This is a genomic window from Methylobacterium sp. E-016 (assembly GCF_022829745.1).
Taxonomy (GTDB): Bacteria; Pseudomonadota; Alphaproteobacteria; order Rhizobiales; family Beijerinckiaceae; genus Methylobacterium.
In genome coordinates, this window is sequence record NZ_JAKSYF010000167.1 from 33,298 (window position 1) to 57,190 (window position 23,893).

The window sequence follows — 23,893 nt, forward strand, 5'->3', positions numbered from 1 at the left end:
CCACCGAGCCAGAAGTTACGAACCCTTGGTCGATGCATCCGCGACGAACCCGAGTTCGCAGGCCTCTTTAGTTCGAGATCCTGCACGAGCTCGCCAGCGCTCGCCCGGATACGACCAGTGCTATCGTCGTAGGTGCAGGGAAACCGTCCAACATAACAGAGGCCAGCAATCAGCGAGCCTGCGAGTGACAGTCTTCCTTGCCTCAAATACAGCATGCGCATGGATATGTCCGTATCACAACGGAACACCAGGTTAAAGCCGTCAGGCGAACTGCGCAAAACAACGTGATAAACGGCCACGCAATATTCAATCGCGTGGCCGCATTTATGGTTTATTGAACTCCTAGCTCGCTATTTTTGCTTTGTCGTTAAAGGTGATGGTGGAAATTAACGCAGTCGACCGCGAAGACCTTGCGGGAAGAAGCCGCCTGGGCTTTGCGTGGTGTTTAAATAGGCGATATTCAGTACTTGACCAAACGTTCGTCCGAAAGCGAGACTGTTGCGATCGGCTGGAACAAGATTGGCATCGTTCTGAGAGAAGCCTGGTGTCGCCGACTGATCGCCACTGATGCCTTGATCAAGATCGGTGTTGCCGTCGAGGGCATCGCGCGCGTTCGAAATCGCATTTGCTTGAGTGATGAGACCACGGGAGTAGAGGAGGGTACGGATAGCGCCCGCCTGGTATCCCTCGGTACCGAGGAAGCCGGCGGCCGTCATAAGAACGCCTTTGTCCTTAATGAATGGCGCACCGCCGATTAGGGCCGTGACGCAAACGTCCTCCAGCAGGAAGGCCCCAAGGAGGAACGTGTCATCGCTGGCATAAATGTCGAAACGGTCGTTCGGTCCGACGAGCCCGGCCGAGCGAGCGGCGAAGGTGAATGCGAAATCGAGATCGAGTTGCGGCCGGCCAATTCGGTTCGCAACCGGTAGCGCGGCGCGAAGTGTCCGAACATGGGCTTCTTCATCGGCCCCCAGTTCGAAAGCAAATTTGCGGATGAAAGGATCCGCGAACGGTACCTGTTTGCCGCCGTTGACCGTTCCTACGCCCCCAACGCCGTCGATATCTCCAGCCTTGAGGCCTATTCCATTGACAGCGCGCAGATAATACTCAGCACCCAAGTACTCGAAATTGAGCGCGAATTGAACAATGTCGATATCGGTGATGTCTGCAGGCGCACCTTGCGCCATAGCAGCATCTGGACCAGCAGCTCCGAGTATGGCCGCTCCTACGGTGCCGAGGCCGAGTGCCTGAATGAAGGCTCTTCGGAAGGTCCCCAGATCTGCTTTGTTCAGGACAACTTCTTTGGCTCCGGTCTGTGATCCGGGCTGAACATTCTCGCTCATGGTCCGCTTCCACCCTGTTAACAGTTCCCCGAACGGGAGACTACGGTGAGGGGCTAGATGTCCTTAACCTATGATAATTCTTTTAGTAAAAGAGTGAAGCTTTTGCTTCCATGTACCTAAATTAACACATTATTAATTGAACTCAGGACTAATGGCGGATCAGCTGCGTTGGATGTAAACAGGAACGCTGACAAAGGCAAAATTGTCGTTAAACAAGATTGATGTATGAATCAGCCGCTTATGGTCAGAGTATAATCAGTCAGCCTGCAGCTTCAGCGGCCGCTGCGGTACGCCGAGATCATAGAAGTTGCTCATGGATCGCGGAGCGATGGTGCCTGATATGGGCCGGCCAACCATTCCCGTAGCTTCGTCCAACGTCGTTTCGCACTTCCGCCGCGAACCGCCATGCCAATCGCCTTGCGCTGGCCGATGAGCACAACGAGCTGCTTGCCGCGGGTGACGCCGGTGTAGAGGAGGTTTCTGGCCAGCATGTTGAAGTGCTGGGTCACGATCGGGATCGCCACCGCGGGATATTCTGAGCCCTGGCTCTTGTGGATCGTCGTGGCGAAGGCCGGCACCAATGTGTCGAGCTCGCCGTAGGGGTAGACGACTTCACGCCCATCGAAGGTGACAATGACCGCACCTTCCTCCTCGTCGATGCGCGCCACCATGCCGAGATCGCCGTTGAAGACATCGCGGTCGTAGTCGTTCTGGGTCTCCATCACCCGATCGCCAGGGGCGAAGCGCCAGCCAAAGCGCTCAATCTGCTGGGCAGGGTTCGGATTTAATACGCGTTGGAGCTCGTGGTTGAGGTTGCGCGAGCCGAGCGAGCCCCGCAGCATCGGCGTCAGGACTTGGACGTCGCGGATCGGATCAAGACCGAACGAGCGCGGGATGCGCTTGGTCACGACCTCGATCAGCTTGGCGACACCGACGTCAGGATCGTCGATCTCGATCAGGTAGAAGTCGGCCTTCTCGCCCGGCTGCGGTCGCTCCGGCATCTGGCCCTGGTTGATGCGGTGCGCGTTCACGATGATCCGGCTCTCGGCTGCCTGGCGGAACACCTCAGTCAGTCGCGCTACCGGCACACGGCCCGAGGCGATGACGTCGGCCAGCATTTGGCCTGGGCCGACTGAGGGGAGCTGATCGACGTCGCCGACGAGCAGAAGCCCGGCGCGCTCAGGCACCGCCTTCAGCAAGGCGTTCATCAACGGCACGTCGATCATCGAGCACTCGTCGAGCACGAGCAGGTCGCAGTCGAGCGGGTTCTCCTCGTTGCGCGAGAAGCCGCCGCGCTTCGGGTCGATCTCCAGCAGGCGGTGGATGGTCTTGGCCTCGAGCCGGGTCTGCTCGGTCATCCGCTTGGCGGCACGCCCTGTGGGTGCGGAAAGCAGTACCTTCACGCCCTTGGCCGTGAGGATGCGCAGCAGCGAGTCGAGGGTGCTGGTCTTGCCGACGCCGGGACCGCCGGTGATGACGCAGAGCTTCGAAGCCAGCATCAGGCGGATGGCTTCGGCCTGGGAGGGCGACAGCATCTTGCCGGTCTTCGCCTCGACCCAGGGCCGAGCCTTGTCGAGGTCGATGCTGGGCCAGGGTGGTGAACCACGAGCCCGGGTGACGAGCCGCTCTGCGATCGCTCGTTCAGCCGCATGTAGGCCTTTCAAGAAGATGCAGGGCTCATTGTCGACCGTGTCGGCGATGACCTCCTCGCCACGCGCGAGCTCGTCGGCAACCGCGGTGCGGACGAGGACGACGTCGACCTCGAGGAGTTTCTGAGCCAGCACGATCAGCCGCTCGATCGGCAGACCGCAATGCCCCTCGTCCATGGCCGTCTGCAAAGCGAACGACACGCCGGCCCGCAGCCGCTGCGGCGCCTCCTTGGTCAGCCCGAGACGCATCGCGATCGCGTCCGCTGTCCGGAAGCCGATGCCGCGGATGTCACGCGCGAGGCGGTAGGGATCCTCGGTCATCACGGCGATCGACTCGTAGCCGTAGGTCTTGAAGATTCGCACCGCCCGCGCCGTACCGACGCCGTGCGCGTGCAGGAAGATCATGATCTCGCGCACCGCCTTCTGCTCGGCCCAGCCTGAGACGATGCGAGCCGCCCGCGTTGGACCGATGCCTGAGACCTCTTTCAGGCGCTCGGGATCGGCTTCGATGACCTCGAAGGTGGCTTCTCCGAACAGCGCCACGATGCGCTTGGCCATGGCCGGTCCGATGCCGCGCATGTAGCCAGACGCGAGGTAGCGCTTGATGCCCTCCACCCCGGTCGGTGGCGTGGCCTTGAGCGTATCGGCTTTGAACTGGAGCCCGTGCTGCCGGTCGGTGAACCAGATCCCGGTCGCGGTGATCCACTCGCCGGCGGCAATGGCAGGTGCATGACCAATCACCGGTACGAGGTCACGCTTTCCCCGCGCCTGGACCTTGAGCACGCAGAAGCCGGTCTCGGCGTTGTGGAAGGTGACGCGCTCGATCGTGCCGGCGAGCGTCTCGATGGGCGCACCCCGATCAAATTGGGTGGGCGTCGGACTCTGGTTCATGGTTGGCGTCTGAACGCCGCCTCCTCTGGATCCATCTCATCCGCGCGGTGCACGCCACCCGGCTGCTTTCGCCTCGTCCTCGGTGCAGAACATGCGCTCGCCGGCCTTCTCGTCGATCACGGTGCGCGTGTAGGCGCTCGTCCCTGGCAGGTGGTAGATCCGGTCACCCTTCGCTGAGATGTTGCCCTTGATCGTGCAGGTCATCGACGCGTTCGAGCCGGCCGGCGTCGGCTCATCGGCCGCTCGCGCCGCTGCTCCACCTCGACGTGTCCTACGCCAGTCCGCTGGGTCTTCGAACGTGCCAGCCCAGATCCCGCGCTTGGCCGCACGTGCTTGCGCTTCCTGTCCCACATAGTCGGTCGAGTAGCGCCGGAACGCGACGGCGTGGCCCTGCGCCACCATCCAGAGGTTCAGGTCCTCAGAGCCCTTCCTGCAGATGGCAACGGTGCGACCATAGCGGTCGGTGTCTCGAGGCTCACATGAGATCGGCGCCTCACCGATCCGATCGGACAGCGCGAGAGCCGCGACCTGGCCGCAGCGGTACTCCTTGCCGGCGGCATCCTCGCACACCTGGGCGCTCTCTGGCGCGTCGATGCCGAAGAGGCGAATGCGGGTGCCATGGATCACCACCGTGTCGCCATCGGTGACGCTGGCGCGGTCGACGATCGGTTCGGAAGCGAATGCGCCCCCACCCTGCAACATGACGATGGCGGTGAGCAGGGCGTGACGCATGCGAATGACCCTACGCGTTGCCGGCCACCTGTCGAGTGGCGGTCGCCCAGGCAGCTGCGAGCACCAAAGCCTCGCTGCCAATGGTTAACGTCATCGACAACGGCGAACCGGTCACTGCGCAGGTGCAGCAGCGACCCAACGGTTCGCTCGACGTCATCCTCGATAAGACGGAAGTGCGGTCGGCAGGCAGATCGCAAAGGCTCGGGGCGCGTTACCGAACGCAATTGCTGGCAGCCGTTGTCTGAGTAGCTGAGCACACCTGCCGTCCTCAAGCTGTAGGTGAAGCTCCATCCGCTCGCCCGACAGTGCTGACGTCGGGAGCGCGGCCGGCATGAAGTCCTGCCACGAAGGCGCTTTCACCGCCGGCCACCTCTGGATGGCGGCGCTGTGCGGCGCGATCGCCGTGCTGGTGCTTGTGGCGGTCCTGCGCGATCTGGCCGCCTCCCGAGATCCACCGCCCGAAGGGTGAGGCCCCTCAGCCTCGTTCCTCCCTCAACTTAGCTCCGCCGGCATCCACTACGCCGAGGTCGGCCGGAGCTACAACGTCAGCCACAGCACGATCTCACGGCTGAAGCCCTAGAAACTGTACGCTCGGACGATACCGTCAGTGCTTCCTGGCCGGTCCCAGGGCGCTCGCAATAGCGGACGTGCCTGCTCGAAATGCCTCGAAGCACACATGAGCATACGAAACAATAGGGGCCTCTTTAAAGGCGACGCCCGCTGAAAGGATTGTGCAACACTACACTATAGAAACAATTCTCACCACTATATGTGGCTAAGATGCCTTGCCCCTGACTTGAAGCGCCCGCTATGGTTTTAGGAACAATCACGGTGCCTGCCTCGGCGCCATAATGTGCCTGGCGCCGCCCGTGTGGCGCGCCCTGGCCATGCGGGATGGGAGCAGGATATGGCCACGGTCAGCTACAACGGCGCCACGATCCAGCCCTACACGATCGCCGCGACGGGCACCTACGACATCTCCGCCTTCGGCGCAGCAGGTGGACTGTCCAAAGGCGGGGTCGAGCCCAGTGGCAGCGGTGCGCAGATCGGCGGGATCTTCAGCTTCACGCAAGGTCAGATACTCGACATCATCGTCGGCGGCACCGGCGGCAATAGTACCGCCGGATCGGGGGCTGGCGGAGGTGGTGGCTTCTCGGCGGTATTCCTTGATAACAATGGCATGCCCGGCACCGCTCTCCTGTTCGCGGGTGGTGGAGGCGGCGCCTCCTATACCAGTGCAGGCGGCAATGCGACGGTTCTAGTTGCTGGAACAGGCCTTGGTGGCACTGGCAGCACCAGCCCCGGTGGCGCGGGAGGTGCTGGTGCACTTGGCTCCGGAGGCGACGCTGTAGCGTACCCGGGGGGGGGGCGCCTGTTGTTGCAGGCGGCATGACCGGTCCGACCTATAGCGGCGGCACAGGGGGTGCAACTCAGTTTGCCGATGGAGGCTTCGGCGGCGGCGGCGGCGGTTTTGGCGGCGGTGGTGGCGGCGGCGGCTATTCGGGCGGCAACGGTGGCAATAGATTTGACGCTGGCACCGGCGGCACTTCGTACATTTCAAACATCGGCATTCAGAACTTCCAGGAGACGAAGTTCGGGGCCAGCGTCAGCACTGGTAACGGCAGCGTGCGCTTGCTCTACATCCCACCCGCGCCCGACGTGGCTCCGGAGGACACCTACCTCCTATCCGGAACCACTGCCAACGGCACCAGCGGCACGGCCGGCACCGGCGCGCTGGCCGGTGACAGCGACCCCTCCGGCGGTACACTGTCCATCGCCTCCGTCGCCCACAACGGCGTGAGCCAGACGGTGGCCACAGGCAGCACCGCCGCGGCCAACCCAACTACCGTCACCGGAACCTACGGCACTCTCAACATCGGCTCGGACGGCTCATACAGTTATGCCGCCACCAACGGGCTCGCCATTGTCATCGCCCCGGACGGCCAGCCCATCCGCGACGCCTTCACCGACACCGTCGCCTCAACGAGCGGGGGCACGGCCAACTCCTCGCTGACCGCCGAGGTATTGCTGGCACAGGGCGGCGCTGAGATGGTGACCAACCCCGGCGGCGCAGCGACCTACTCGATCGGCGCCACGACGCTGACCTTGGCGACGACGCAGGCCTCCACCTTCGCCGGCGTGATCCAGGACGGGTCGAGCGGCAACACCGGTGGCTCCGTCGTGATCACCGGTACAGGCCCGCTGACACTCATGGGCGCCAACTACTACACCGGCGCAACGACGGTTTCGACCGGCATTCTCAACATCCAGAATGGCAACGCCCTCGGCACCACTGCCGGCGGCACCACCGTCGCTTCGGGCGCAACGCTGCAGCTGCAGGGCAACATCACGGTCGGTGCCGAGGCGCTGACCCTTGCCGGCAGGGGCTTCGGCTTTAGTAGCGCATTGGAGAACGTGAGCGGCACCAACACCTACGGAGGTACGATCACGCTGACAGGCATTTCCGGCATCCAGTCGGACGCCGGCAGCAGCTTGACGCTGAACGCAACGAACGCCGTGACCGGCAACTCCACTCTTACGGTCACCGGTGCTGGCAACACGGTGATCGCCGGAACGATCACCACCGGCGCGGGCAAATTGCTGAAGGCTGGCTCCGGTACGCTGACACTGTCGGGGAGCAACACTTATACTGGCGGCACGGAGATCGATACTGGTACGCTGGCCGTCAGCGCCGATAACAATCTTGGCGCCGCATCGGGCGCTCTCGCCTTGGGGGCTGGTAAGCTGGAAGCCACAGCGAGCTTCGAGAGTGCACGTGGTATATCACTCCAATCAGCCAGCCTCATCCAAGTCGATGGTGGTAATAATACACTAACGTTGTCTGGCGTCGTCTCAGATGGTGCCGGGGGTGGACGCCTTGTGTTAGTGGGCGATGGTAATCTGACGCTATCGGGGGTGAACAATTACACCCGAGAAACTTCTATAAATACTGGAAATTCTACGCTCGCGCTTTCTGGGGCTGGTTCGATTGCGTCGTCATCGAAGATCTTGGTTTATGGCACGTTCGACATCTCTGGTAGCACCACTGTCGATGTCAACAACAATGCGCTGACCGCCATTACCTCGCTTACGGGCGGGGTTGGGACCGTTCTGCTTGGTGACAGGACGCTGACCATCACGAATGCTGCTGACACTTTCTCTGGCCACATCAACGGGACCGGCGGAATCACCCTAGCGGCCGGAACCGAAACCCTGTCGAACACGAACGGCTATCAGGGCGTGACCACCGTCACCGGGGGCACGCTTGCCCTGTCCGGCGCCGGTTCTATCGCGTCCTCGTCGGGTGTGGTCGCCGACGGCACCTTCGACATCTCGGCTGTGAACGCGCCCGGCGGGGCTGTGATCACGACACTCAGTGGTTCGGCTACCGGGACCTTGGCGCTCGGTACCCAAACGCTGACGCTCACGGCAGCCGCCGGCACCTTCGCCGGCGCGCTCACCGGAACCACCGGCACGCTGACGCTGGCCGCTGGCGCCGAGGTGTTCTCCGGGCACAGCACCGCGTTCACCGGCGGCGTTGCGTTCAACGCCGGTACCATCAGCCTGACGCAGCGCGACGCCCTTGATCGTGCCGTCGTTACCTTCGGCACAGGCGCGCAGACGCTGAACCTCGACGCGGTCGGCACCTACACGAACACGCTCACGGGCTTTGCCGTCGAGGACACCATCGACCTGCGTGGCCTGGCATCGACCGGTGCGTCAGCCTCCTACGATGCTGTCACGCACAACCTCACGGTCAGCAGCGGCGGCCAAACCGACATCCTGCACTTCGCCACGGGCTATGCGCTGCCCTCCGGCTACCAGTTCAACGTCTCCGACGACGGCGCAGGGCACGCCAAGATCACGCTCGGTTTGATCCCGCCACCACCGCCGGCTCCCTCCGGGCCGACGGCCGCCCCCGACACAGACAGCACCGTCATCGGCACGGCCGTGACGAAAGCGGCCGCGATGGGCGTGCTGGCTAATGACAGCGGCTCGGGCGGTACGCTCAGCGTCACGGCGGTGAATGGCCAAACGGCGGCTGTCGGCAAGGCGCTCGCCGGCGCCTACGGCAACCTCACGCTGAACGCGGATGGGTCCTATGCCTACGCCCCCGATCCGGCCAAGGCGGTGTTCACCGGCTCGGTGGTGGATCACTTCACCTACACCGACACCGCCAACGGGCAGACCGCGACGACCACCCTCGACATAACGGTCGCCCCGCCAGCCGCGAGCGTGCTGGCGCTGTTCGGCACGGTGGTCACGAACGCAGCGACCCAAACGGGCAGCGTCTACGCGCTGTACGAAGGCTTGCTCGGCCGGGCTCCCGACGCGCTCGGGCTGGAGAACTTCTCGGCGTCCATCCAGGCCGGCTCGTACCTCACCAGCGTGGCTCAGGCGATCCTCGGCTCGCCCGAGCACGGCCCGGCGATCGCCGATCCGAACGCCTACGTGCAGAGCCTGTACACCAACGTCCTGCATCGCTCTGCGGATGGTGGCGGGCTCATCTACTTCACCAACGAGCTGAACGCGGGCGTCTCGCAGGCCACCGTGGCGGTGCAGATTGCCACGAGCCAGGAGGCGCAGGATGTGAACGCCTCCGCCTTCAGCACCGGCGTGTTCGTGCCGGACGCGATCGATAGCGCAGTTGCGCGGGAGTACTATGCAGTTCTGGGCCGGACGCCAGACGCGACCGGGCTTCAGAGCTTCGAGTTCCAGGTGAAGCAGGCGGCGGGGAGTGGTGGGGCCAACGGCGCGATCCAGGCGATGGGCAACGTCGCCAACGCGATGCTGACCTCACCCGAGTACGCCCAGTCTCACGGGGGTCTGACCGATGCGGGGTTCATCGACAGCCTCTACGTCGGCGCACTCGGGCGGCATGCGGAAGCGGGCGGCGCAGCGTTCTACGCCGACCAGCTCGCGCATGGCATCTCGAAAGCCACGGTTGCCCTGGAGATCAGCCAGAGTGCCGAGGCGCAGGTGCACCTCGTCGGGCAGATCGAGAACGGGTTCCACCTAATCGGGTGAGCAAGCGCTTTTTCGCGCCTTCACTGGGACACCTTAAGCCCCGCCGGCATCCGCCGCGCGGGGCTTTTTCGTGTTCATAGCTTCTCAGCGTCGATTTTGGCGATGATTGCGTCGACTTCTTCGATCGAAGATCGCTTGGCGGCAATCATCTCTTGCGACACGTCGAGCAATTCGCCGCGTGGATCGGTAGCGTATGTTCGCATTTCACCGTTCTCCATCCGAGCTAGAACGGCTGCCGCAGCATCGCGCTCGGCGCGACACCATTGCTCGAACCAAACCTGCGGCGTCATCTTGCTCTCCGTCCCGCCCGCCCGTCATCCGCCGCGGCGGGCTTTTCATGTCAAACCGCTCCAAGCAACGCTCACCTGCGAACTTAAAGGGGCTGGCGTCGCTTGTACCCAGCATCAGATGCAGCGGCGTCGTGCCCTGCGTTAAATACGAGGGTGGCCCATGAAGAAACTCATCATTGTCAGCGGCATCCTGCTGGCCGCGGCACCTGCGCTCGCTCAGAACGTCGCGCCTGGCCAGCCGGGTGCCGGCGGCGCGGTCATTCAGGGCCAGCCGAATACCACCGGCAACGACCGCGACGTGGTGATCTCCCGTGGCGGCACGGGGGCTGAAACGGCAACAACGAACTCAGCTGCAGGCGGGAACGCCTCAAAGCCTGAACAGGCTGTGCCGAATGGAAGCTCGGGTGGCGGAAGCGGTAGCAGCGGTCAGTAGGTGACGCCGCTCGGGGGGGAATGACTCTTCGCGCTCGCCCTCTCGACCGATAGGCAACTCGTCAGATCAGCCCGCCCGGCACCAGCCGCGGCGGGCTTTTTCGTTCGTGTGGCTTAGCGGAGCGCCTTTGGACGGGCGGCCGCGACGGCCTTAAGGGCGGCCTGGACCACGATGGCGGGAATGTCGCCCTTCTTCTCCTTGGAGGCCAGGTACTTTGGATAAGCGGTCGGCAGGTAGGTGTTGCGCAACCACCGCCGGAACGGCCCGAGCGCTTCCTCCGGGTAGCACCAGGGCCATTGCGGGTTCGATCGCGATTGCCGGAAGTAGGCCGGGTAGTTGTGCTCGTAGGTGACGCGCGGACCGAACTCGACTTCGTAAGTCTTCGCCGTCCACTCCTTGCCCCAAGCCAACCCGAGGCTGATGTCGGGCACCGTCTCGTCGTTGACCTTGGCGCCCTGTGTGATCAGTTGCGCTGCAAGGTCAGCCATCTCCTTAAAGATGCAGAAGTAGCCCTCAGGTACCTTCGACAGCGTGAGGCTGATGCGATCGTGGAACGGTTGCCACTCGCCGAGGCTTGCGGGCGCAGCCGTCGAGTAATTCCCCGTCCGACGGATCGACGGAAGAACCTCAGAAGTAAGCCACTTCCGAAACTCTTTCGCATTCGGCTTATCCGAGCGAATGATCAGCGTGTAGAGGCCGGACTCGTTCGTGCAGAGCAGGGACGCACCGTTAGGAGCATCTAGACCCTCCCCCTGCACGTGGGAGGGGCCGCCCTCAATGACAGATCGGGCCACGAGACGACGCTGGTCATCGTCCAACCGGTCTGCCTGACGAGAGAAGGTTCCGTTCTTCGGCACGTACTCAAGTGCGCGACACGCGTCGGAGAAAACGAACCACGGCTCCCCGTTGATTGTGATCGTGCGGATGGGGAGGTGGTCCGCGGTCTCGAAGATCTGCAAGGCGTATTTCATATGTGCCTCCTATGACACGAACGGGAAAACGTTCGGTCAGAGGCTGGACGCGTCGACGAGATCGTGTCTTTGATCTCGCTGCCCCGACGGTGTTGTCCAGCCTCTGGCCGACCCGATCAGCTTAGCCCGTCCCGAAGCGATTCAGGGCGGGCTTTGCGTTTCGGAACAGGCAGACTGAAGTAGCGCTGCCACCATGGCAAGGGCCGGTCCCGTCGCTGTCGCAGTGCGGGTGTTCGCGCTCTGTTTCCGCCTACCGCCCGACCTCCCACACAGGCACGCCTACGGGCCGCCCCGGACGATCCCGCCGGTAGGTCTGGTTCCCATACCGGATCCAGGTGTCGCCGATCGCCTCGACGCGGCGGGCGTTGATCATCAGGCCGCCGCAGTAGTCGACGCGGACGACGCCGACGGTCGGATGCACGCCGAACAGGTCGGTGACCGTCCAGGCGAGGGCGATGGCGTCCTCGCCGAACCGGTCGGGGAAGTCGATCGCCGCCTCGCGCATCTCCTGCCAGCGCTGAGCCGAGAAGCCGGGACAGGGCGGCACCGTGGGCTTCATAGCCTCGAGGGCATCACGCCAGGCCTGGACGTCGGAGGGCGCGGGTCGAATCGGTGCTGGGGATGCCATGGATCTCGCCGGATGTGGGCCGGCGGGGATAGGGGCCGAGGCATGGCGCGCAACGCGGTCGTCGGTCACCATTAGCCAAGGCGAGCCGGCCGATTGGCTATCTCGTCGGTGAATGGCCCCGATAGCATGTTCTGCCAGACCTCATTATGGCGCGATCATCGGTCCTCACTCTTCACTCGGAGCATGGCCTCAAGGATTGCCAGCGCAGTCCCTCCGGCATGGCGGACGGTATCGCTTGAGCCCTCTGGCACGATGCCCCTGGGATCAGGCGGCAGCATCAGCGCCTCCCCAGGTCCAACGCTGGCCTTCGTCACCACGCGCCAATCCGGCAGCGCGCAAGCCACGGTGATCAGCGCTGCTTCGGTCCAAGCCTTCGCATCCATCAGGACAGCGAACCGGCCCTTGATGTCGGGATGCTGCTTGCCGGTGGTGGCGAACCACACCTCGGCGAAGAGCTCGCGGGACGGAGCCGGCGCATCTGCTACCCGCTCGATCAGGCTGTTGAGACGGGCCGCGCGATCCATCCTGTATTCCGAGCTTGTCTCTGTGCCAGAACCCTCGAATAGCAGGGTTCAGTTTATGCCCCGTCGCACCGCCGCCATCCCGCAAGCCGACATCACACGCGTGATCCGTGGTGCTCAGGCTGCAGGCTTGGTTGTCGTGCGTATCGTGGTGCGCGCTGATAGCGTCTCGATCGAGATAGCTGCCGAACCGAATGCCGAGCATTACCAGGGTGAGATTGCCGACACGCGCACGAGGTTGATCATATGACCGCCGATGCGCCCACCGTTGGCAATCCAGCGCCGTCGACAACGCACGCTCTCCACGGCGCACTTCAATCATTTGGCGAGTTAGCTTCGGCGATCGCCGTGTGTCCGCGGCCTATCCTGTTCCATGGCGGCCTTGAACCCGACCACCGCAACCCTTGGCGCCCCAGCATCGCCTCGAGGGGAAAAACCAACCTCACGGTGCCCTGAGCCTCCTCGTAGGCCTCTAGGTCGCACAGATGGATCCTAAGCAGCTTACCACCGGATTGGAACGCAGGCAGCTCGCAGTTGTCGATCATCTTGCGAACGAGGTTGGCCGACCATTTCCGGCGGGCTGCAATCTCCCTTGGAGTGCGGATCAAGATGCTGAATCTGTGTTCCATCCGTGTTGCACGGACCAACCTACGCCGCGCCGTAACCCATTGTAAACGTTATGGTCGTGTTGCAGCCCGTCGCAACATGGATCGCGGCTGCTGCGGGCATGAAAAAGCCCGCCAAGTCGTTGACCAGGCGGGCTAATTGGTGGCGACCCCGGTTGGGCTCGAACCAACGACCTGCCGCTTAGAAGGCGGCTGCTCTATCCAGCTGAGCTACGGAGTCATGCGCCAATCCGGTGGTAGCAGGCCCCCTGCCCCCTGTCACCAAGGGACTCCTGCCACTGCGCTTTCTCCTCTGAAATGCCCCCGTTTTCCGCCGATCCCGGCAGGCCTCGGGTAACCCTGGCGCCTGATCCCGGGACGCCGTCCACAGGCCGGAGGCGGGAAATCGATTGCTACGCGTGTGCTATTCGGTAGAGCAGCCGCTCGACCCGGGGGGCACATGTCGAGAAAGGCCGCTCTATCCTTCGACGCCGGCGTCGTGGCCGGCCTGCTCCGGGACGCGGCCGGCCCGGCGCGCGACGTCGCCGACGGCGGCTGCCCGGGGCTGACGCTGCGCCTGTCCCCCACGGCGGCCTCGTGGCACGTGCGCGCCCGCTACGAGGGTAGGCAGCACCGCGTCCTCCTCGGCGACGCCAGGACGTGGACCCTGCCGCAGGCCCGGGCCGTCGCCGTCGAGGTCCGCCGGCACATCGACGCCGGCAAGGGCGAGCCCGCCTCGGAGTGGGTCGAGCTCAAGCGCGCCGCCGTCGCCCGGGAGGCCAGGCGCCGCCGGGGCAAGGACGCGGGCGAGGAGATCGCCGTCCCGGAGTACATGCCCCGCACGGCGCCGCCGACAACCTGGACGTACGGCGAGGCGCGGGAGGCATGGGGGGCCTGGCTTCGCCGAGAGAGCGATGCCGGTGCGTTTCGCGCCGCCACGGTCCGCAACTATCTCGGCGTCGTCGGCTGCCCGGCGATGCGCACACTGGACGGTCGCTTCGTCTCACGCATCAGGGACGCGGACGTCGCCGCCGTGGTGGAATCTCTCGTCGACGATGGCCGGCGGAGCACCGCCCGCGACGTTGTCCGCGTGGCTAAGCGGTTCTGGGCTTGGATGGCCGCTCCGGGACAGGCGACGCGCTCCGGGGCGACACGGAAGGCGATGGACGATCTCGTGGCGCCGAAGCTCGGAGACGTGAAGATGCGCCGGCATTTCCCGCTGTTGCCGGAGACCGCCCGCATGCTCGCGGTGGCACAGCACGGCGTTCTCTCAGACAGCGTCGGCATGGCCATCGAGATCCTGATCTTCACCGCCCAGCGCCGCCTGAGCGTGGTTCGGGCCAAGGTCTCAGAGTTCGAGCCATGGGCGGCCCGGCCGGATTGGGGTTTGTGGTGGCAGGGGCACCGCAAGATCGCGAGGGGCACGCCCACGGCAGAGGATCCCCGGCGCGGATCGCATGCTTTGCCCCTCCCCCCGCATGTGTGGTGGCGGGTGCAGGCGTACCTGCGGCGGACCGAGGCGGCCGCCTCCGAGCGCGGGGTCGAGCGGTCCAAATGGATGTTCCCGCAGACGCGTCCGCGACGGGTCGGCGCGCACGGCGACGGGCACCTCGCCGAGGACACCCTGACGCACGCGGTCGCGGCGATGCCGGGTTGCCGGGCGAGCCCGCACGATGTCCGTCGCGCGTTCGCGAGCGTGCTGCAGAACGAACTCGGCATCCAGGTCGCGCAGGTCGGTATGGTGCTCGATCACGCCAAGAGCGACCTTCTCCAGGTGAACGCCGACACCGGCATGACGTCCCGTTACACGATGGACCAGTTGCTCGCGTTCAAGGCGCCGGCGCTTGAGGAATGGGCGGGCGCCCTGGTGGATGCCAAGCGCCAGGTGGAGCTACCGGACAGCGAGACGCTCAAGGCGATGCTGGTCGCGGAGAACCTGCGCCAACGCGGCGTGAAGGACCCCGCCGAGGAGAAGGCACGGAGGGCGGCCGCCTCTGCTAGGGCCTGGGCGGAGGGGCGCACGACCCGCCAGCGCAGGCGCGCCCAGGGATCCGTTCACCCTGCCGAGTGAACTCGCTGGACGCCCGAATCGCCAGCTGCGATCGTCTCGATTCCACCAGCCGATGAGGCCTCCGATGACGCGAAAACCCGGCCCCCGCGCCGCCACCCGACCCGACATCTGAGGAGGCCACGGACGCTGCGCGCGCCGGCCTCCAGCTTGGGGGGTTCGAGTTCTTTCCCGAGGGCATTCTGAACCGGCCCGGCAAACGCCCCTTGAAGATCCAGGGAAGGATCGACTTCAAGGTCAAGTTCACGCATCAGGTGGGTAGATACACGGAATACTACGGGATCGAGTGCAAGCGCGTCGCGCCTAGGCGTGGGGCCCTCGCGCGATATTACATCAAGACCGGGATCGGGAAGTACGCCGATGGCCTCTATGCCGGCGGACATCCCTGCGCGATGCTCGTCGGCTACGTGCTGGCGCCTCCCTCCGACATCGTCGCCGCGGACCTCGGGACGCGCATCCTGAACGAGCATGCCGGCGCCTCGCCGCTGCGGGAGGTCGATTGGGCCAGCCGGTATCGCGATGCCCGGATCTATGAGGGCGAGTTGCCCCGCGCAGCCGGGTCCCCCCTCCGCCTGCTGCACGCGTTGGTCCGGATGCATGCCTGATCGCCCGATGCGGGTGACCCAGGCCGAAGTCCCGTCCTCCTAACCGACCCGCTCGGTGCTCGGCACGTCGAACATCCTGAGCGTAAGGCGCGATTCCAGACGGTGGTCCAGGAGCGCCTGGAAGATATCTCGACCGCTCTCCACCGTGGGCACGATCCGACCCGCATCGTCGAAGGCGATGGCCAAGTTCATCCGCGCATGCTCGGCGAGCAGCCGTCCCATGAAGGCCGCATCCTTGTAGAGGCCCTTCTGCTGGATCGCGACGGCCCGCCGCAGATGGATCCTGTTCGTCCCGACATAGTCGTTCAGGGGAGACGAGACGCGGAATGATCCCTTAAGGCCATGCGGCGATCGAGGGGGCGGCGGTTCGATCCTCACCTGTTCAGGGCGGTTCGATGGCCTGACTGGCGACGCCCACCACGCGTCCGAAGTTGACCCGTCCCGGTCATCGTCGCTCGGCGGCCAACCTGACGAAAGGGCAGGACCGGCCATGGCGAGGTTGGCATACAGGTCGTCATCGCTACTCCATGGTGTGGGAGAAGGGGCCGTCCGAGATCCCGACGGGTGACAGGTCCCCGAGAAGCCGACGCCCGCTCGTCAGGATCTGGATCGTGTCCCGCCGACGGCATTCCCGTCGTGCGGTCTCCTCAAGATCGCGCAACGAGGAAACCAACGCCTCGCGATCGCTGCCGGGTTGGAGCGAGGCATCCTCGACGCGGATCGAGACACTCCGGTCGATATCTTGCCAGAACTCGGGCGTTCTACTCGTGTGGTCTGCCATATTTTCACGAACCATCTTCGGTTATCGGTGCGAACCCGTAACCTAAGACCTAGGATGCCCAGGTCTATGTCCGATCCGGTTTTGGTAAAATAAACTCCGTGAATTGAGAATAATAAAAACATCCCATCCTATGATCGTATTCGATTGCAGTCCCATCGCTATGCTAGGGTCCGGCGCCTTTTCGAATGCCGGTTCGCCCGATCCGTCAAGTCGAAGTGGCCCGCAGCGGACGACGTCTCGCGGCCGTCGAGGTCGCGAGACGCTTCCCGGCCTCGACCGGCCCCTGTCAGACGGGGCCTTCACGACGCATTCCTGGAGCGGCGCCGGATGGAAGAAGCGCAACGGACGGTGAGCGGCAGATATCTCGATGACCTCATCGCGCTCCTGGACCAGGAGCGGGACACACGTCACCGCGCGCAACGGACCGAGCTCGAACTCGCCCTGATCGCGCTGCGGGACGAGGCATCTTCCGGGGGGGCGAGCGAGCGGACGGTGGGCCTGATCCGAGCGGTGCAAGTCATGCTAGCCCTCCAGGCGATGCCCGTCGGCGTTGGTGCCATGCAGTAGACCGGCAGCTCTGGGCACCATCCGGATACGTTCGAGGAGGCCGCCATCGATGAGCCCGATGGATCATCGGCGCATTGCGTCGTCAATCCTCGGCGACGCCGACGGCTCCCCCTCGTCGAAGTAGCTCGATGACCGTATCCGCGGGGACCGCCCTGGTGAAAACGCTACCCGCGCTTGAGCGTCGGTTCGGAAACCTGGCCGGAAGCCGGGCCTACCGCCTCTACGTCCCGTCCGGTTACGACGGCCGGCCCGTGCCACTCGTGGTGATGCTGCACGGCAGCTCCCAGACCCCGCGCGACTTCGCCATCGGGACCCGGATGGACGCGATGGCCGAGGAACAGGGCTTACTCGTCGCCTACCCGGACCAGCCGAGGTCGGCCAACATCTCCAGGAGCTGGAACTGGTTCAGGCCCGGCGACCAGCGGCGCGACCGAGGGGAGCCTTCGATCCTGGCCGGGATGAAGCGTCGGATCATGCGGGACTTCGCCGTCGATCCCGCCAGGGTCTATGTCTCGGGCCTCTCGTCCGGCGGGGCCGCCGCGGCGATCATGGCGCTGGCCTACCCGGACCTCTATGCCGCCGTCGGCATCCATTCCGGCCTGGCCGGTGGATCGGCCACGGGCGCGTCGTCCGCTTTCTCCGCGATGCGCAGGGGCGCCCTGATCCGTCCCATGAGGGCGACGCGGCCGCTCCCGACCATCGTGTTCCACGGCGACCGCGACAGGACCGTCTCCCCCGTCAACGGCGACCAGGCCATCGCGCAGGCAAGGCCGGCCGGCGACCTGCGGACGTCGGTGAGCGTTGGCCATGCCCCGGGCGGGATGGCCTACACGAGGACGGTGCTGACCGCCCCGGCCGGCAACCAGGGAACGGAGCAGTGGCTCCTCCACGGTGCCGGTCACGCCTGGGCCGGCGGCAGCGAGGTCGGCTCCTACACCGATCCGAAGGGTCCCGACGCCAGTCGCGAGATGCTGCGCTTCTTCCTGTCCCACGCAAAGGAAGAGGGTTCGCGCCCACACCGCAGGCCATGAGAACGATGGCAGCGGCCTATCCGACCAGCACCACGGCTTTCCCGACGTAGGAATCGTTCTGGAGGTTCTGGACGATGAAGTGTGCCACGTCGGCCCGCGGGATCAGGCCGTTCCGCCATGAGGACGGTTCGTCGAGGACCCGGTATCGGCCGGTGGAGGCCCCGCCGGTGAGCACTCCCGGCCGCACCAGCGTCCAATCCAGGCCGCTCTTCCGGATGCGGATCTCCTGCGCGTCCTTGTCGTCGTAGGCACGCCCGAACACGAGCCGGAACGGGACCCGTTGCAGAAGGCCGATCGCCTCCCGGCTATCGCCCGTCCCGAAGCCGGTCACCGACAGGAGGCGACGGACGCCGGCCTTCTCCATGGCGGGCACCAGCACGTTGGTCGCATCCGAGAACAGGCGCACCGGTCCGAACAGGTCTCGAAACGGGACGCCCAGCGCCTGGACCACGCCGTCGACCCCTTCGAGCGCCGCCTCGACGTCGGCGTCCTTCAACGCGTTCCCCGTGAACCGCTCCAGGCCTTGTCCGGGAAGGTCGATCCTCGCCGCGGAGCGGGCGAAGGCACGCACGCGGTGCCCGGCCGCCAGGGCGGCCTTGACCGTTTCCAGGCCGATGCCGTTGCTGGCGCCGATGACGAGGACGTGGGCCATGCGGGCCTCCCGTGTGTCCATGGATGAAAGGGTTTCGACGGGGGAAGGCGCCGTCAGATCCCGCCGTACCAAGCGTAGCCCTGATCCTCCCAGTAGCCGCCCTTGCCCTCGCCGATGTCCGCGAAGCCTTCGACCACCTCGATGCGCATCACGTACTTGGCCTGCTTGTAGCCGAGGTTGCGTTCGAGACGCAGGCGCAAGGGCGCCCCGTGCGCGACGGGTAGGGTCTGGCCGTTCATCTCGTAGGCCAGGATCGTCTGGGGATGGTAGGCGTCGACGAGGTCGATGCTCTCGTAGAACCTGACGGGTTCCGTCGTGCCGGCGTCCTTGGCCGGTGCCCCGTCGGGTGGATCGCCCGCACCCTTTGCGCTCCCGGTGCCGGCGGCCTTCCTCGCCATGTTCGGGTTCGGGTTGGCGGCCGGAGCCTCCGCGTCATCGGCATCCTCGGCCCCCGCGGCCTCGCCCTGATCCATCGTGTCCGCGCAGTGGAACACGACGTAGCGGGCGTTCGGCTTGAGGACGGCGGGTTGGAGGAGTTCCGAGAGCGGCACGTCGGTCCACTTGCCGATGCAACTCCAGCCCTCGACGCAATCGTGGCGGGTGATCTGGGTCCGGGGCGGCAGCTTGCGAAGGTCGGCGAGGGAGATCCTGAAGGGCTTCTCGACAAGTCCGCCCATCTCCAGTTGGAAGCCGGCGAACTTGCGCCTCGCGAGCGCCTTATATGCCTTGTCCGGCGGGTCCTCGGTGCCGTTCGGCTTGAAGAAGGGCGAGATGTCGGCCTCGGCGTATTCCGGCGCGAGCGTTCGCTCGGTCAGGAGCAGGCGTTGGACGAAGTGGTTGGCGTCCTCGCCTGTCGCCAGCGTGCGCTTGAACCAGGCCATCTCACCCAGGCGGTCGCAGCCGCCCAGCATGCCGGCTCCGAGAGCACCCGTGGCACCGAGCAGGATCGAGCGTCGGCTCGGGGGGCGGATCATGCGGGTTCCCCCGCCCGGTCGGAAGCGGGCGCCGGCTCGACCTTGCGCTCGATCACGAACCAGCCGGTGACCATGCCGCGCATGTTGTTCCAGAAGCCCGAGAGCAGGACCAGGGCGACGTGGACGACCACGAACAGGATGAGCAGGGTGGCGACGACGAAGTGCACCGTGCGCGCCGATTGCCGGCCACCGAACATCGTCAGCAGGAAGGGGGCGGCCGCGTCCATCGCCGGCGACATCGCGAGGCCGGCCAGGACCTGCACCGGCAGGAGGACGAGGATTACGGCGACGTAGGTGAGCTTCTGGATGACGTTGTAGCGCTTGGCCTCGTCTCCTTGCGGGAAGCGCAGCGTCAGGTGTTCCCAAATCGACGCGCCGAAGTGTCGGATCTGGTCCCGCGACGGGATCAACCGGAACCGGAGCTGGCCACTGAGAAGGCCGTACAGCAGGTAGGCGAGCCCGTTGATGACGAAGGCCCAGGCGAAGAAGAAGTGCCAGCTGCGGCCGCCGGTGAGGTCCTGCTCGCCCGGCAGGGTCAGCCACGAAGGGAAGCCACGGTCGGCGGGCTGGCCGTCGGCTCCGGCCGAGGAACCGAGGAAGCCGGTGGTGTCGAAGGCATGGCCCACGACGGTGGTCACGCCCTTGGGCGGATCGTCCTCGCTCGACGCCATCGACATCAGCGGCGCGTCGAAGGTCGAGACCTTGCCCCAGTACAGGGCCGGGTGGGCGTTGAAGATCTGCAGGCCGCTCATCAGAAGGACGAGCAGGCAGAGGGCGTTCACCCAATGCGCGATCCGGATGACGAGGGGGGGCCGGAACATCCAGCGCCGGTGTTCGATCTCGCCGACATCGGGGGCGGAGCGCGTGAGATAGGTACGTGGCACGCTGCCTCCTCCAAAAGGACGAAGATGTCGGGAGGTCCCAATGGGACCTCCCGCTTCGATGGTCGGGGCGGATCACATGCCGCGGTTCATCATCCGCTTCTTCATCATCTGGCGCTTCATCATGCGCTTATGCATCATGCGCTTCCTCATCATCATGCGGTCGCCCTTCATCATGCGGACCTGGGTCATGCCGGCGTTGCCACCCTGCATTCCGTTGGGTCCCATCGGAGCCGCCGTGGCGGCGCCGCCGACCGCGAGGCCGCCGAGGACGGTGGCGGCGACGAGCGCGAAAGTGATCTTCTTCATGCGATGAAATCCTGTTGTCGTGGTGGTAGCTTCGTCAACTAAGAAAGTCTTATTTTATAAATTGGTTCCGTGCTGAATATTTCACTTTATGCAACTATCGGAGCCAGACATGATTCTGAAATCGCAATCGAGTTCGATTGCGTGTGTCCAACCTGTCGATGCATGTACGGGAGCATCACATCGACGGTTTCGGAACATTCGGATTTATTTATTTTTCTTGTTTGTCCTATCGACGTGGAGGTTGGTCTTCATCTTTAGCAGAATGGCGCGGGTCACACCCGAAGGCGCTGGCGCATCCAACGGGTCGCGTCGTCGAGATTTCCGAACGTCGGGGCGAGGTGGCCCCTAAGCGGACCTAGCGCCACCTCCACGAACCAGTCGCCCTCCTGCTCGTGCCCGGGCGTGGCGAGCCGGACCAGAACGGCGACCAGCATCCCGTTCGCCATGACCAGCATCCCGTCCCGGTCGTCGCTCCCGGTGTTCACGGCGATGGGCTGCATCGTGACCAGCGTCTCGACGTTGCCCCGCGCGGGCACGGCTACCCTCCCTGCGATTGGATGGGCCAGATGACGCTGCGCCGGTCGATCCAGCGCGCGTTCCTGAGGTGAAGGTAGTTCGCGTTGAACTTGCAGAAGTCCTTCAGGCGCTCGACGTCGAGGATGGTCAGGACCCTGTGCTTGAGCGTGATTAGGCCCATGCCCCGGAGGTCGCGAAGGGTCCGGTGCACGTGGACGTTGGACAGACCCATCGTGTCGGCGATGTCGGTCTGGGTAAAGGGAAACGCATAGCTGTAGTCCTTGGAGTGGCCCACGGCCTCCAGGCGCGCGTGAAGCTCGCAGATCAGGTGGGCGATGCGCTCGTCGGCGGCGCGGGCCCCCATGTTGACCAGCCACTCCCGCAGGACGGCCTCGTCGACGAGGGCACACCACCAGAACGCCCGCGTGATGAGCGGATGGTTCGCCGTGATCTCCTCGATGGCCTCGCGCGGGATGTCAGCGACTTGGCACTGCGAGATCGTGCCGATGTTGTGGTCCATCTGGTCAAGGATGAACACGTTGAGGTCGCAGAAGTCGCCCGGGACGAGGTAGGCCATGATCTGGCGACTGCCGTCCGCCAGGACCTTGTAGCGGCAAGCGAAGCCGTCGAGGATGAGGTGGACGTTGTCCGGGGGATCGCCCTCCCGCGCCAAGTCTACGTGAGCGCCGACCTGGCGAATTCTCGTCACCAACGCGTTCAGAGCCCGCCGGTCCTTGTCGGACAGCGTCTCGTAACTCTCCAATTTCCGGATCAGCGCATGCTGCATCAAGCCATGTCTTTTCAATGGTATGGCTCACCGTAAGTCTGAAACCCGACCTCCGTCCAATCATAGGATGGGTTATGGCCCGATTTGGCTGTCGGCCCCCTGTTCGTCGGCGGACGTACGGCGCATCTTGAAGGAAGTGGTCGAGGCTCCGCGCCCCCCGTCCCGACGAGGACGGACCAATGCCCAAGCCCATCCAGCATCGGTGCCTGAACCACCTGCTCTCGGTTCTGATCCCGGACGATTTTGCTCTGCTGAAACCGCACCTCGACATCGGTCCCCTCGCCATCGGCGAGATCCTGATCACGGCCAATACGGCGATCCCGCGGGTCTGGTTCGTCGAGCAGGGCATCGTCTCGATCATCGCCGCGCCGGAGGATGCCGGACAGATCGAGCTCGGCTTGGTCGGACGGGAAGGCATGGTCGGCGTGCCGGTGGTGCTCGATGCGGGGCGCAGCCCGGACGAGGGGAGGGTCCAGATGGCGGGGATGGCGTGGTCGATGCCGTGCGGTCCCCTGCGCGACGCCTTGCGCGACAGCCCCCGCCTACACGATAGCCTGCTTCGCTACGCCCAGGCCGCCAACGTCCAGGTCGCCTCGACGGCGCTCGCCAACGGACGCTACAGGTTGGAGCAGCGTCTCGCGCGATGGCTCCTTATGTGCCACGACCGGGTCGATGGCGACCTCCTCCCGACGACCCATCGGTTCCTATCGTTGATGATGGGGGTCAACCGCACCGGCCTGACGACCGCCGTCGCCACCCTGGAACGGGCACGCGTCATCGGAACGAGGCGAGGCACCATCACGGTGCGCAGCCGAGACACCCTGCTCAAGCTCGCGGGCAAGTCTTACGGGGTGGCGGAAGCGGAGTACGTCCGACTTGTCGATGGTGAGTGAGACGCGAAATCGCGTTCCTCGCCGCCCCGGTTCCGGCTAGGATGCAGGTTGGCCCAAGGCAGGTCGATCACCACCCCAAGGCCTTCCGCATCCCAGTGGTGCGAGATGGTCCCGCAGAGCTGTTCGCGGACGGTGCGCTCGATGAGCTTCGATCCGAATCCTGCGTCAAGCGCGAGCAGCTCGCGATCAAGGTCGCCGAGGCGGCGTCCCGCCAGGGGGACGCGTCGTGATGTGCGTGGAGGGCGATCTGCCAGACGCAGCCGTCACCTGCCGCCGATGCGGGACGGTCGGCGTGGCCATCTCCGAAGCCGAGGTCGGCGCCCGGATCGAGGCGGCCGCGTCGCGGGCCGAGGACCTGACGCTCGACGACTTCCTGTGCCGGTGCGGGGGCGCCGCGTTCCGGCCTTCACGGCCCGAGGACGCCCCCGTCGGCGCGGCGCTCTACGCCGTCGTGGCGGACCGTCCCGCCAGGGCGGTCACGCCGCGAGGCTCGGGCACACGATCCGGGAGCGGGCGTCGATCGCCTGGTAACGACCGCTTGTAACGCTTGGTCCGCGATTGGTAACGCGGAACCCAAAGCCGGCAGGTACACGCCCCCGTAACCGGGGCAGATCACCGGGCGGTCATGCTGTTGCGGCGTTTCTGACAAGGTCCGGCAGGGGCGGGACGGTTGCGCTGTCTGGGATGCCGAGGCGATCGCCGAGGTATCGGAAGAACGAGACGTCGAGCTTGGCGCAG

General features: G+C 65.0%; 28 protein-coding genes and 1 tRNA gene. 13 read left to right on the forward strand and 16 right to left on the reverse strand.

All coding sequences use genetic code 11. The features are described 5' to 3' along the window. Nucleotides 1-386: 386 nt before the first annotated feature. The 3 genes from MKK68_RS24945 to MKK68_RS24955 all read right to left on the reverse strand — a co-directional run bounded on the left by MKK68_RS24945 (nt 387) and on the right by MKK68_RS24955 (nt 4,615). On the reverse strand, nt 387-1,343 hold the full coding sequence (locus MKK68_RS24945) for a ferritin-like domain-containing protein (protein ID WP_244033248.1): 957 nt from the start codon (nt 1,341-1,343) through the stop codon (nt 387-389). Nucleotides 1,344-1,654: 311 nt separating this feature from the next. Further along, on the reverse strand, nt 1,655-3,883 hold the full coding sequence (locus tag MKK68_RS24950; RefSeq protein WP_244033249.1) for an ATP-dependent RecD-like DNA helicase: 2,229 nt from the start codon (nt 3,881-3,883) through the stop codon (nt 1,655-1,657). A gap of 36 nt (nt 3,884-3,919) precedes the next feature. Then, nucleotides 3,920-4,615, reverse strand: coding sequence for a thermonuclease family protein (locus MKK68_RS24955; protein WP_244033250.1), 696 nt, complete (start codon nt 4,613-4,615; stop codon nt 3,920-3,922). A gap of 35 nt (nt 4,616-4,650) precedes the next feature. On the opposite strand from MKK68_RS24955, the gene MKK68_RS24960 reads away from it, so the two are divergent. From MKK68_RS24960 to MKK68_RS24980, 4 genes are all read left to right on the forward strand, one after another. After that, nucleotides 4,651-4,860 carry a hypothetical protein gene (locus MKK68_RS24960; protein WP_244033251.1) on the forward strand — a complete coding sequence of 70 codons (210 nt, stop codon included), beginning with the start codon at nt 4,651-4,653 and terminating at the stop codon, nt 4,858-4,860. Between the two features lie 86 nt (nt 4,861-4,946). Further along, entirely contained in the window at nt 4,947-5,084 is a 138-nt protein-coding gene (locus MKK68_RS24965) for a hypothetical protein (protein WP_244033252.1), read from the forward strand. 438 nt (nt 5,085-5,522) lie between these two features. Continuing rightward, nucleotides 5,523-6,008, forward strand: a complete 486-nt coding sequence (locus MKK68_RS24970) for a hypothetical protein (protein WP_244033253.1) — start codon at nt 5,523-5,525, stop codon at nt 6,006-6,008. Then, nucleotides 6,005-9,643, forward strand: coding sequence for a DUF4214 domain-containing protein (locus MKK68_RS24980; protein ID WP_279605496.1), 3,639 nt, complete (start codon nt 6,005-6,007; stop codon nt 9,641-9,643). The genes MKK68_RS24970 and MKK68_RS24980 overlap by 4 nt, the downstream gene beginning before the upstream one ends. A gap of 74 nt (nt 9,644-9,717) precedes the next feature. Here MKK68_RS24980 and MKK68_RS24985 read toward each other — a convergent pair whose 3' ends face one another. After that, nucleotides 9,718-9,933 (reverse strand): hypothetical protein, encoded by a 216-nt coding sequence (locus tag MKK68_RS24985; protein WP_244033254.1) that lies wholly within the window; start codon nt 9,931-9,933, stop codon nt 9,718-9,720. Between the two features lie 160 nt (nt 9,934-10,093). On the opposite strand from MKK68_RS24985, the gene MKK68_RS24990 reads away from it, so the two are divergent. Next, nucleotides 10,094-10,366, forward strand: a complete 273-nt coding sequence (locus MKK68_RS24990) for a hypothetical protein (protein ID WP_244033255.1) — start codon at nt 10,094-10,096, stop codon at nt 10,364-10,366. Nucleotides 10,367-10,479: 113 nt separating this feature from the next. Here the strand turns inward: MKK68_RS24990 and MKK68_RS24995 are convergent, their stop codons facing one another. From MKK68_RS24995 to MKK68_RS25005, 3 genes are all read right to left on the reverse strand, one after another. Next, entirely contained in the window at nt 10,480-11,337 is an 858-nt protein-coding gene (locus MKK68_RS24995; protein WP_244033256.1) for a Bro-N domain-containing protein, read from the reverse strand. Between the two features lie 250 nt (nt 11,338-11,587). Further along, the gene (locus MKK68_RS25000) at nt 11,588-11,884 is read right to left on the reverse strand and encodes a hypothetical protein (protein ID WP_244033257.1); all 297 of its coding nucleotides are present in this window, start codon (nt 11,882-11,884) and stop codon (nt 11,588-11,590) included. Between the two features lie 236 nt (nt 11,885-12,120). After that, nucleotides 12,121-12,489 carry a hypothetical protein gene (locus MKK68_RS25005; protein ID WP_244033258.1) on the reverse strand — a complete coding sequence of 123 codons (369 nt, stop codon included), beginning with the start codon at nt 12,487-12,489 and terminating at the stop codon, nt 12,121-12,123. 55 nt (nt 12,490-12,544) lie between these two features. Between MKK68_RS25005 and MKK68_RS25010 the strand changes: the two genes are divergently transcribed. Beyond that, entirely contained in the window at nt 12,545-12,736 is a 192-nt protein-coding gene (locus tag MKK68_RS25010; protein WP_244033259.1) for a hypothetical protein, read from the forward strand. 519 nt (nt 12,737-13,255) lie between these two features. Here the strand turns inward: MKK68_RS25010 and MKK68_RS25015 are convergent. Beyond that, nucleotides 13,256-13,332: transfer RNA gene (locus MKK68_RS25015), tRNA-Arg, on the reverse strand. A gap of 219 nt (nt 13,333-13,551) precedes the next feature. Between MKK68_RS25015 and MKK68_RS25020 the strand changes: the two genes are divergently transcribed. After that, entirely contained in the window at nt 13,552-15,162 is a 1,611-nt protein-coding gene (locus tag MKK68_RS25020) for an integrase family protein (RefSeq protein ID WP_409567323.1), read from the forward strand. Between the two features lie 203 nt (nt 15,163-15,365). Then, nucleotides 15,366-15,764 (forward strand): hypothetical protein, encoded by a 399-nt coding sequence (locus tag MKK68_RS25025; RefSeq protein WP_244033261.1) that lies wholly within the window; start codon nt 15,366-15,368, stop codon nt 15,762-15,764. Between the two features lie 39 nt (nt 15,765-15,803). Here MKK68_RS25025 and MKK68_RS29980 read toward each other — a convergent pair whose 3' ends face one another. Both MKK68_RS29980 and MKK68_RS25035 read right to left on the reverse strand, forming a co-directional pair. Next, the gene (locus tag MKK68_RS29980; protein ID WP_409567324.1) at nt 15,804-16,256 is read right to left on the reverse strand and encodes a Kiwa anti-phage protein KwaB-like domain-containing protein; all 453 of its coding nucleotides are present in this window, start codon (nt 16,254-16,256) and stop codon (nt 15,804-15,806) included. 28 nt (nt 16,257-16,284) lie between these two features. Continuing rightward, on the reverse strand, nt 16,285-16,560 hold the full coding sequence (locus tag MKK68_RS25035) for a hypothetical protein (RefSeq protein ID WP_244033263.1): 276 nt from the start codon (nt 16,558-16,560) through the stop codon (nt 16,285-16,287). A 312-nt stretch (nt 16,561-16,872) separates the two neighbouring features. Between MKK68_RS25035 and MKK68_RS25040 the strand changes: the two genes are divergently transcribed. Both MKK68_RS25040 and MKK68_RS25045 read left to right on the forward strand, forming a co-directional pair. Beyond that, on the forward strand, nt 16,873-17,112 hold the full coding sequence (locus MKK68_RS25040) for a hypothetical protein (RefSeq protein ID WP_244033264.1): 240 nt from the start codon (nt 16,873-16,875) through the stop codon (nt 17,110-17,112). Between the two features lie 155 nt (nt 17,113-17,267). Continuing rightward, a complete protein-coding gene (locus MKK68_RS25045) occupies nt 17,268-18,143 on the forward strand; it encodes an alpha/beta hydrolase family esterase (protein WP_244033265.1) in 876 nt (291 codons plus the stop codon). 16 nt (nt 18,144-18,159) lie between these two features. On the opposite strand, the gene MKK68_RS25050 is transcribed toward MKK68_RS25045, so the two are convergent. From MKK68_RS25050 to MKK68_RS25075, 6 genes are all read right to left on the reverse strand, one after another. Continuing rightward, nucleotides 18,160-18,795 (reverse strand): NAD(P)-dependent oxidoreductase, encoded by a 636-nt coding sequence (locus tag MKK68_RS25050; RefSeq protein WP_244033266.1) that lies wholly within the window; start codon nt 18,793-18,795, stop codon nt 18,160-18,162. Between the two features lie 53 nt (nt 18,796-18,848). After that, the gene (locus tag MKK68_RS25055; protein ID WP_244033267.1) at nt 18,849-19,769 is read right to left on the reverse strand and encodes a molybdopterin-dependent oxidoreductase; all 921 of its coding nucleotides are present in this window, start codon (nt 19,767-19,769) and stop codon (nt 18,849-18,851) included. Further along, on the reverse strand, nt 19,766-20,590 hold the full coding sequence (locus MKK68_RS25060; RefSeq protein ID WP_244033275.1) for a cytochrome b/b6 domain-containing protein: 825 nt from the start codon (nt 20,588-20,590) through the stop codon (nt 19,766-19,768). Before MKK68_RS25060 ends, MKK68_RS25055 begins: the two co-directional genes overlap by 4 nt. 135 nt (nt 20,591-20,725) lie before the next feature. Continuing rightward, nucleotides 20,726-20,959, reverse strand: a complete 234-nt coding sequence (locus tag MKK68_RS25065; RefSeq protein ID WP_244033268.1) for a hypothetical protein — start codon at nt 20,957-20,959, stop codon at nt 20,726-20,728. Nucleotides 20,960-21,231: 272 nt separating this feature from the next. Next, a complete protein-coding gene (locus tag MKK68_RS25070) occupies nt 21,232-21,495 on the reverse strand; it encodes a hypothetical protein (RefSeq protein WP_244033269.1) in 264 nt (87 codons plus the stop codon). A 2-nt stretch (nt 21,496-21,497) separates the two neighbouring features. Then, complete coding sequence (locus MKK68_RS25075; RefSeq protein ID WP_244033270.1) at nt 21,498-22,262, reverse strand: Crp/Fnr family transcriptional regulator; 765 nt, start codon at nt 22,260-22,262, stop codon at nt 21,498-21,500. A 179-nt stretch (nt 22,263-22,441) separates the two neighbouring features. On the opposite strand from MKK68_RS25075, the gene MKK68_RS25080 reads away from it, so the two are divergent. From MKK68_RS25080 to MKK68_RS25090, 3 genes are all read left to right on the forward strand, one after another. Further along, complete coding sequence (locus tag MKK68_RS25080; protein WP_244033271.1) at nt 22,442-23,155, forward strand: Crp/Fnr family transcriptional regulator; 714 nt, start codon at nt 22,442-22,444, stop codon at nt 23,153-23,155. 41 nt (nt 23,156-23,196) lie between these two features. Further along, nucleotides 23,197-23,385 carry a hypothetical protein gene (locus MKK68_RS25085; RefSeq protein WP_244033272.1) on the forward strand — a complete coding sequence of 63 codons (189 nt, stop codon included), beginning with the start codon at nt 23,197-23,199 and terminating at the stop codon, nt 23,383-23,385. A 62-nt stretch (nt 23,386-23,447) separates the two neighbouring features. Beyond that, nucleotides 23,448-23,699, forward strand: a complete 252-nt coding sequence (locus MKK68_RS25090) for a hypothetical protein (RefSeq protein ID WP_244033273.1) — start codon at nt 23,448-23,450, stop codon at nt 23,697-23,699. The last annotated feature ends 194 nt before the right edge of the window (nt 23,700-23,893 follow it).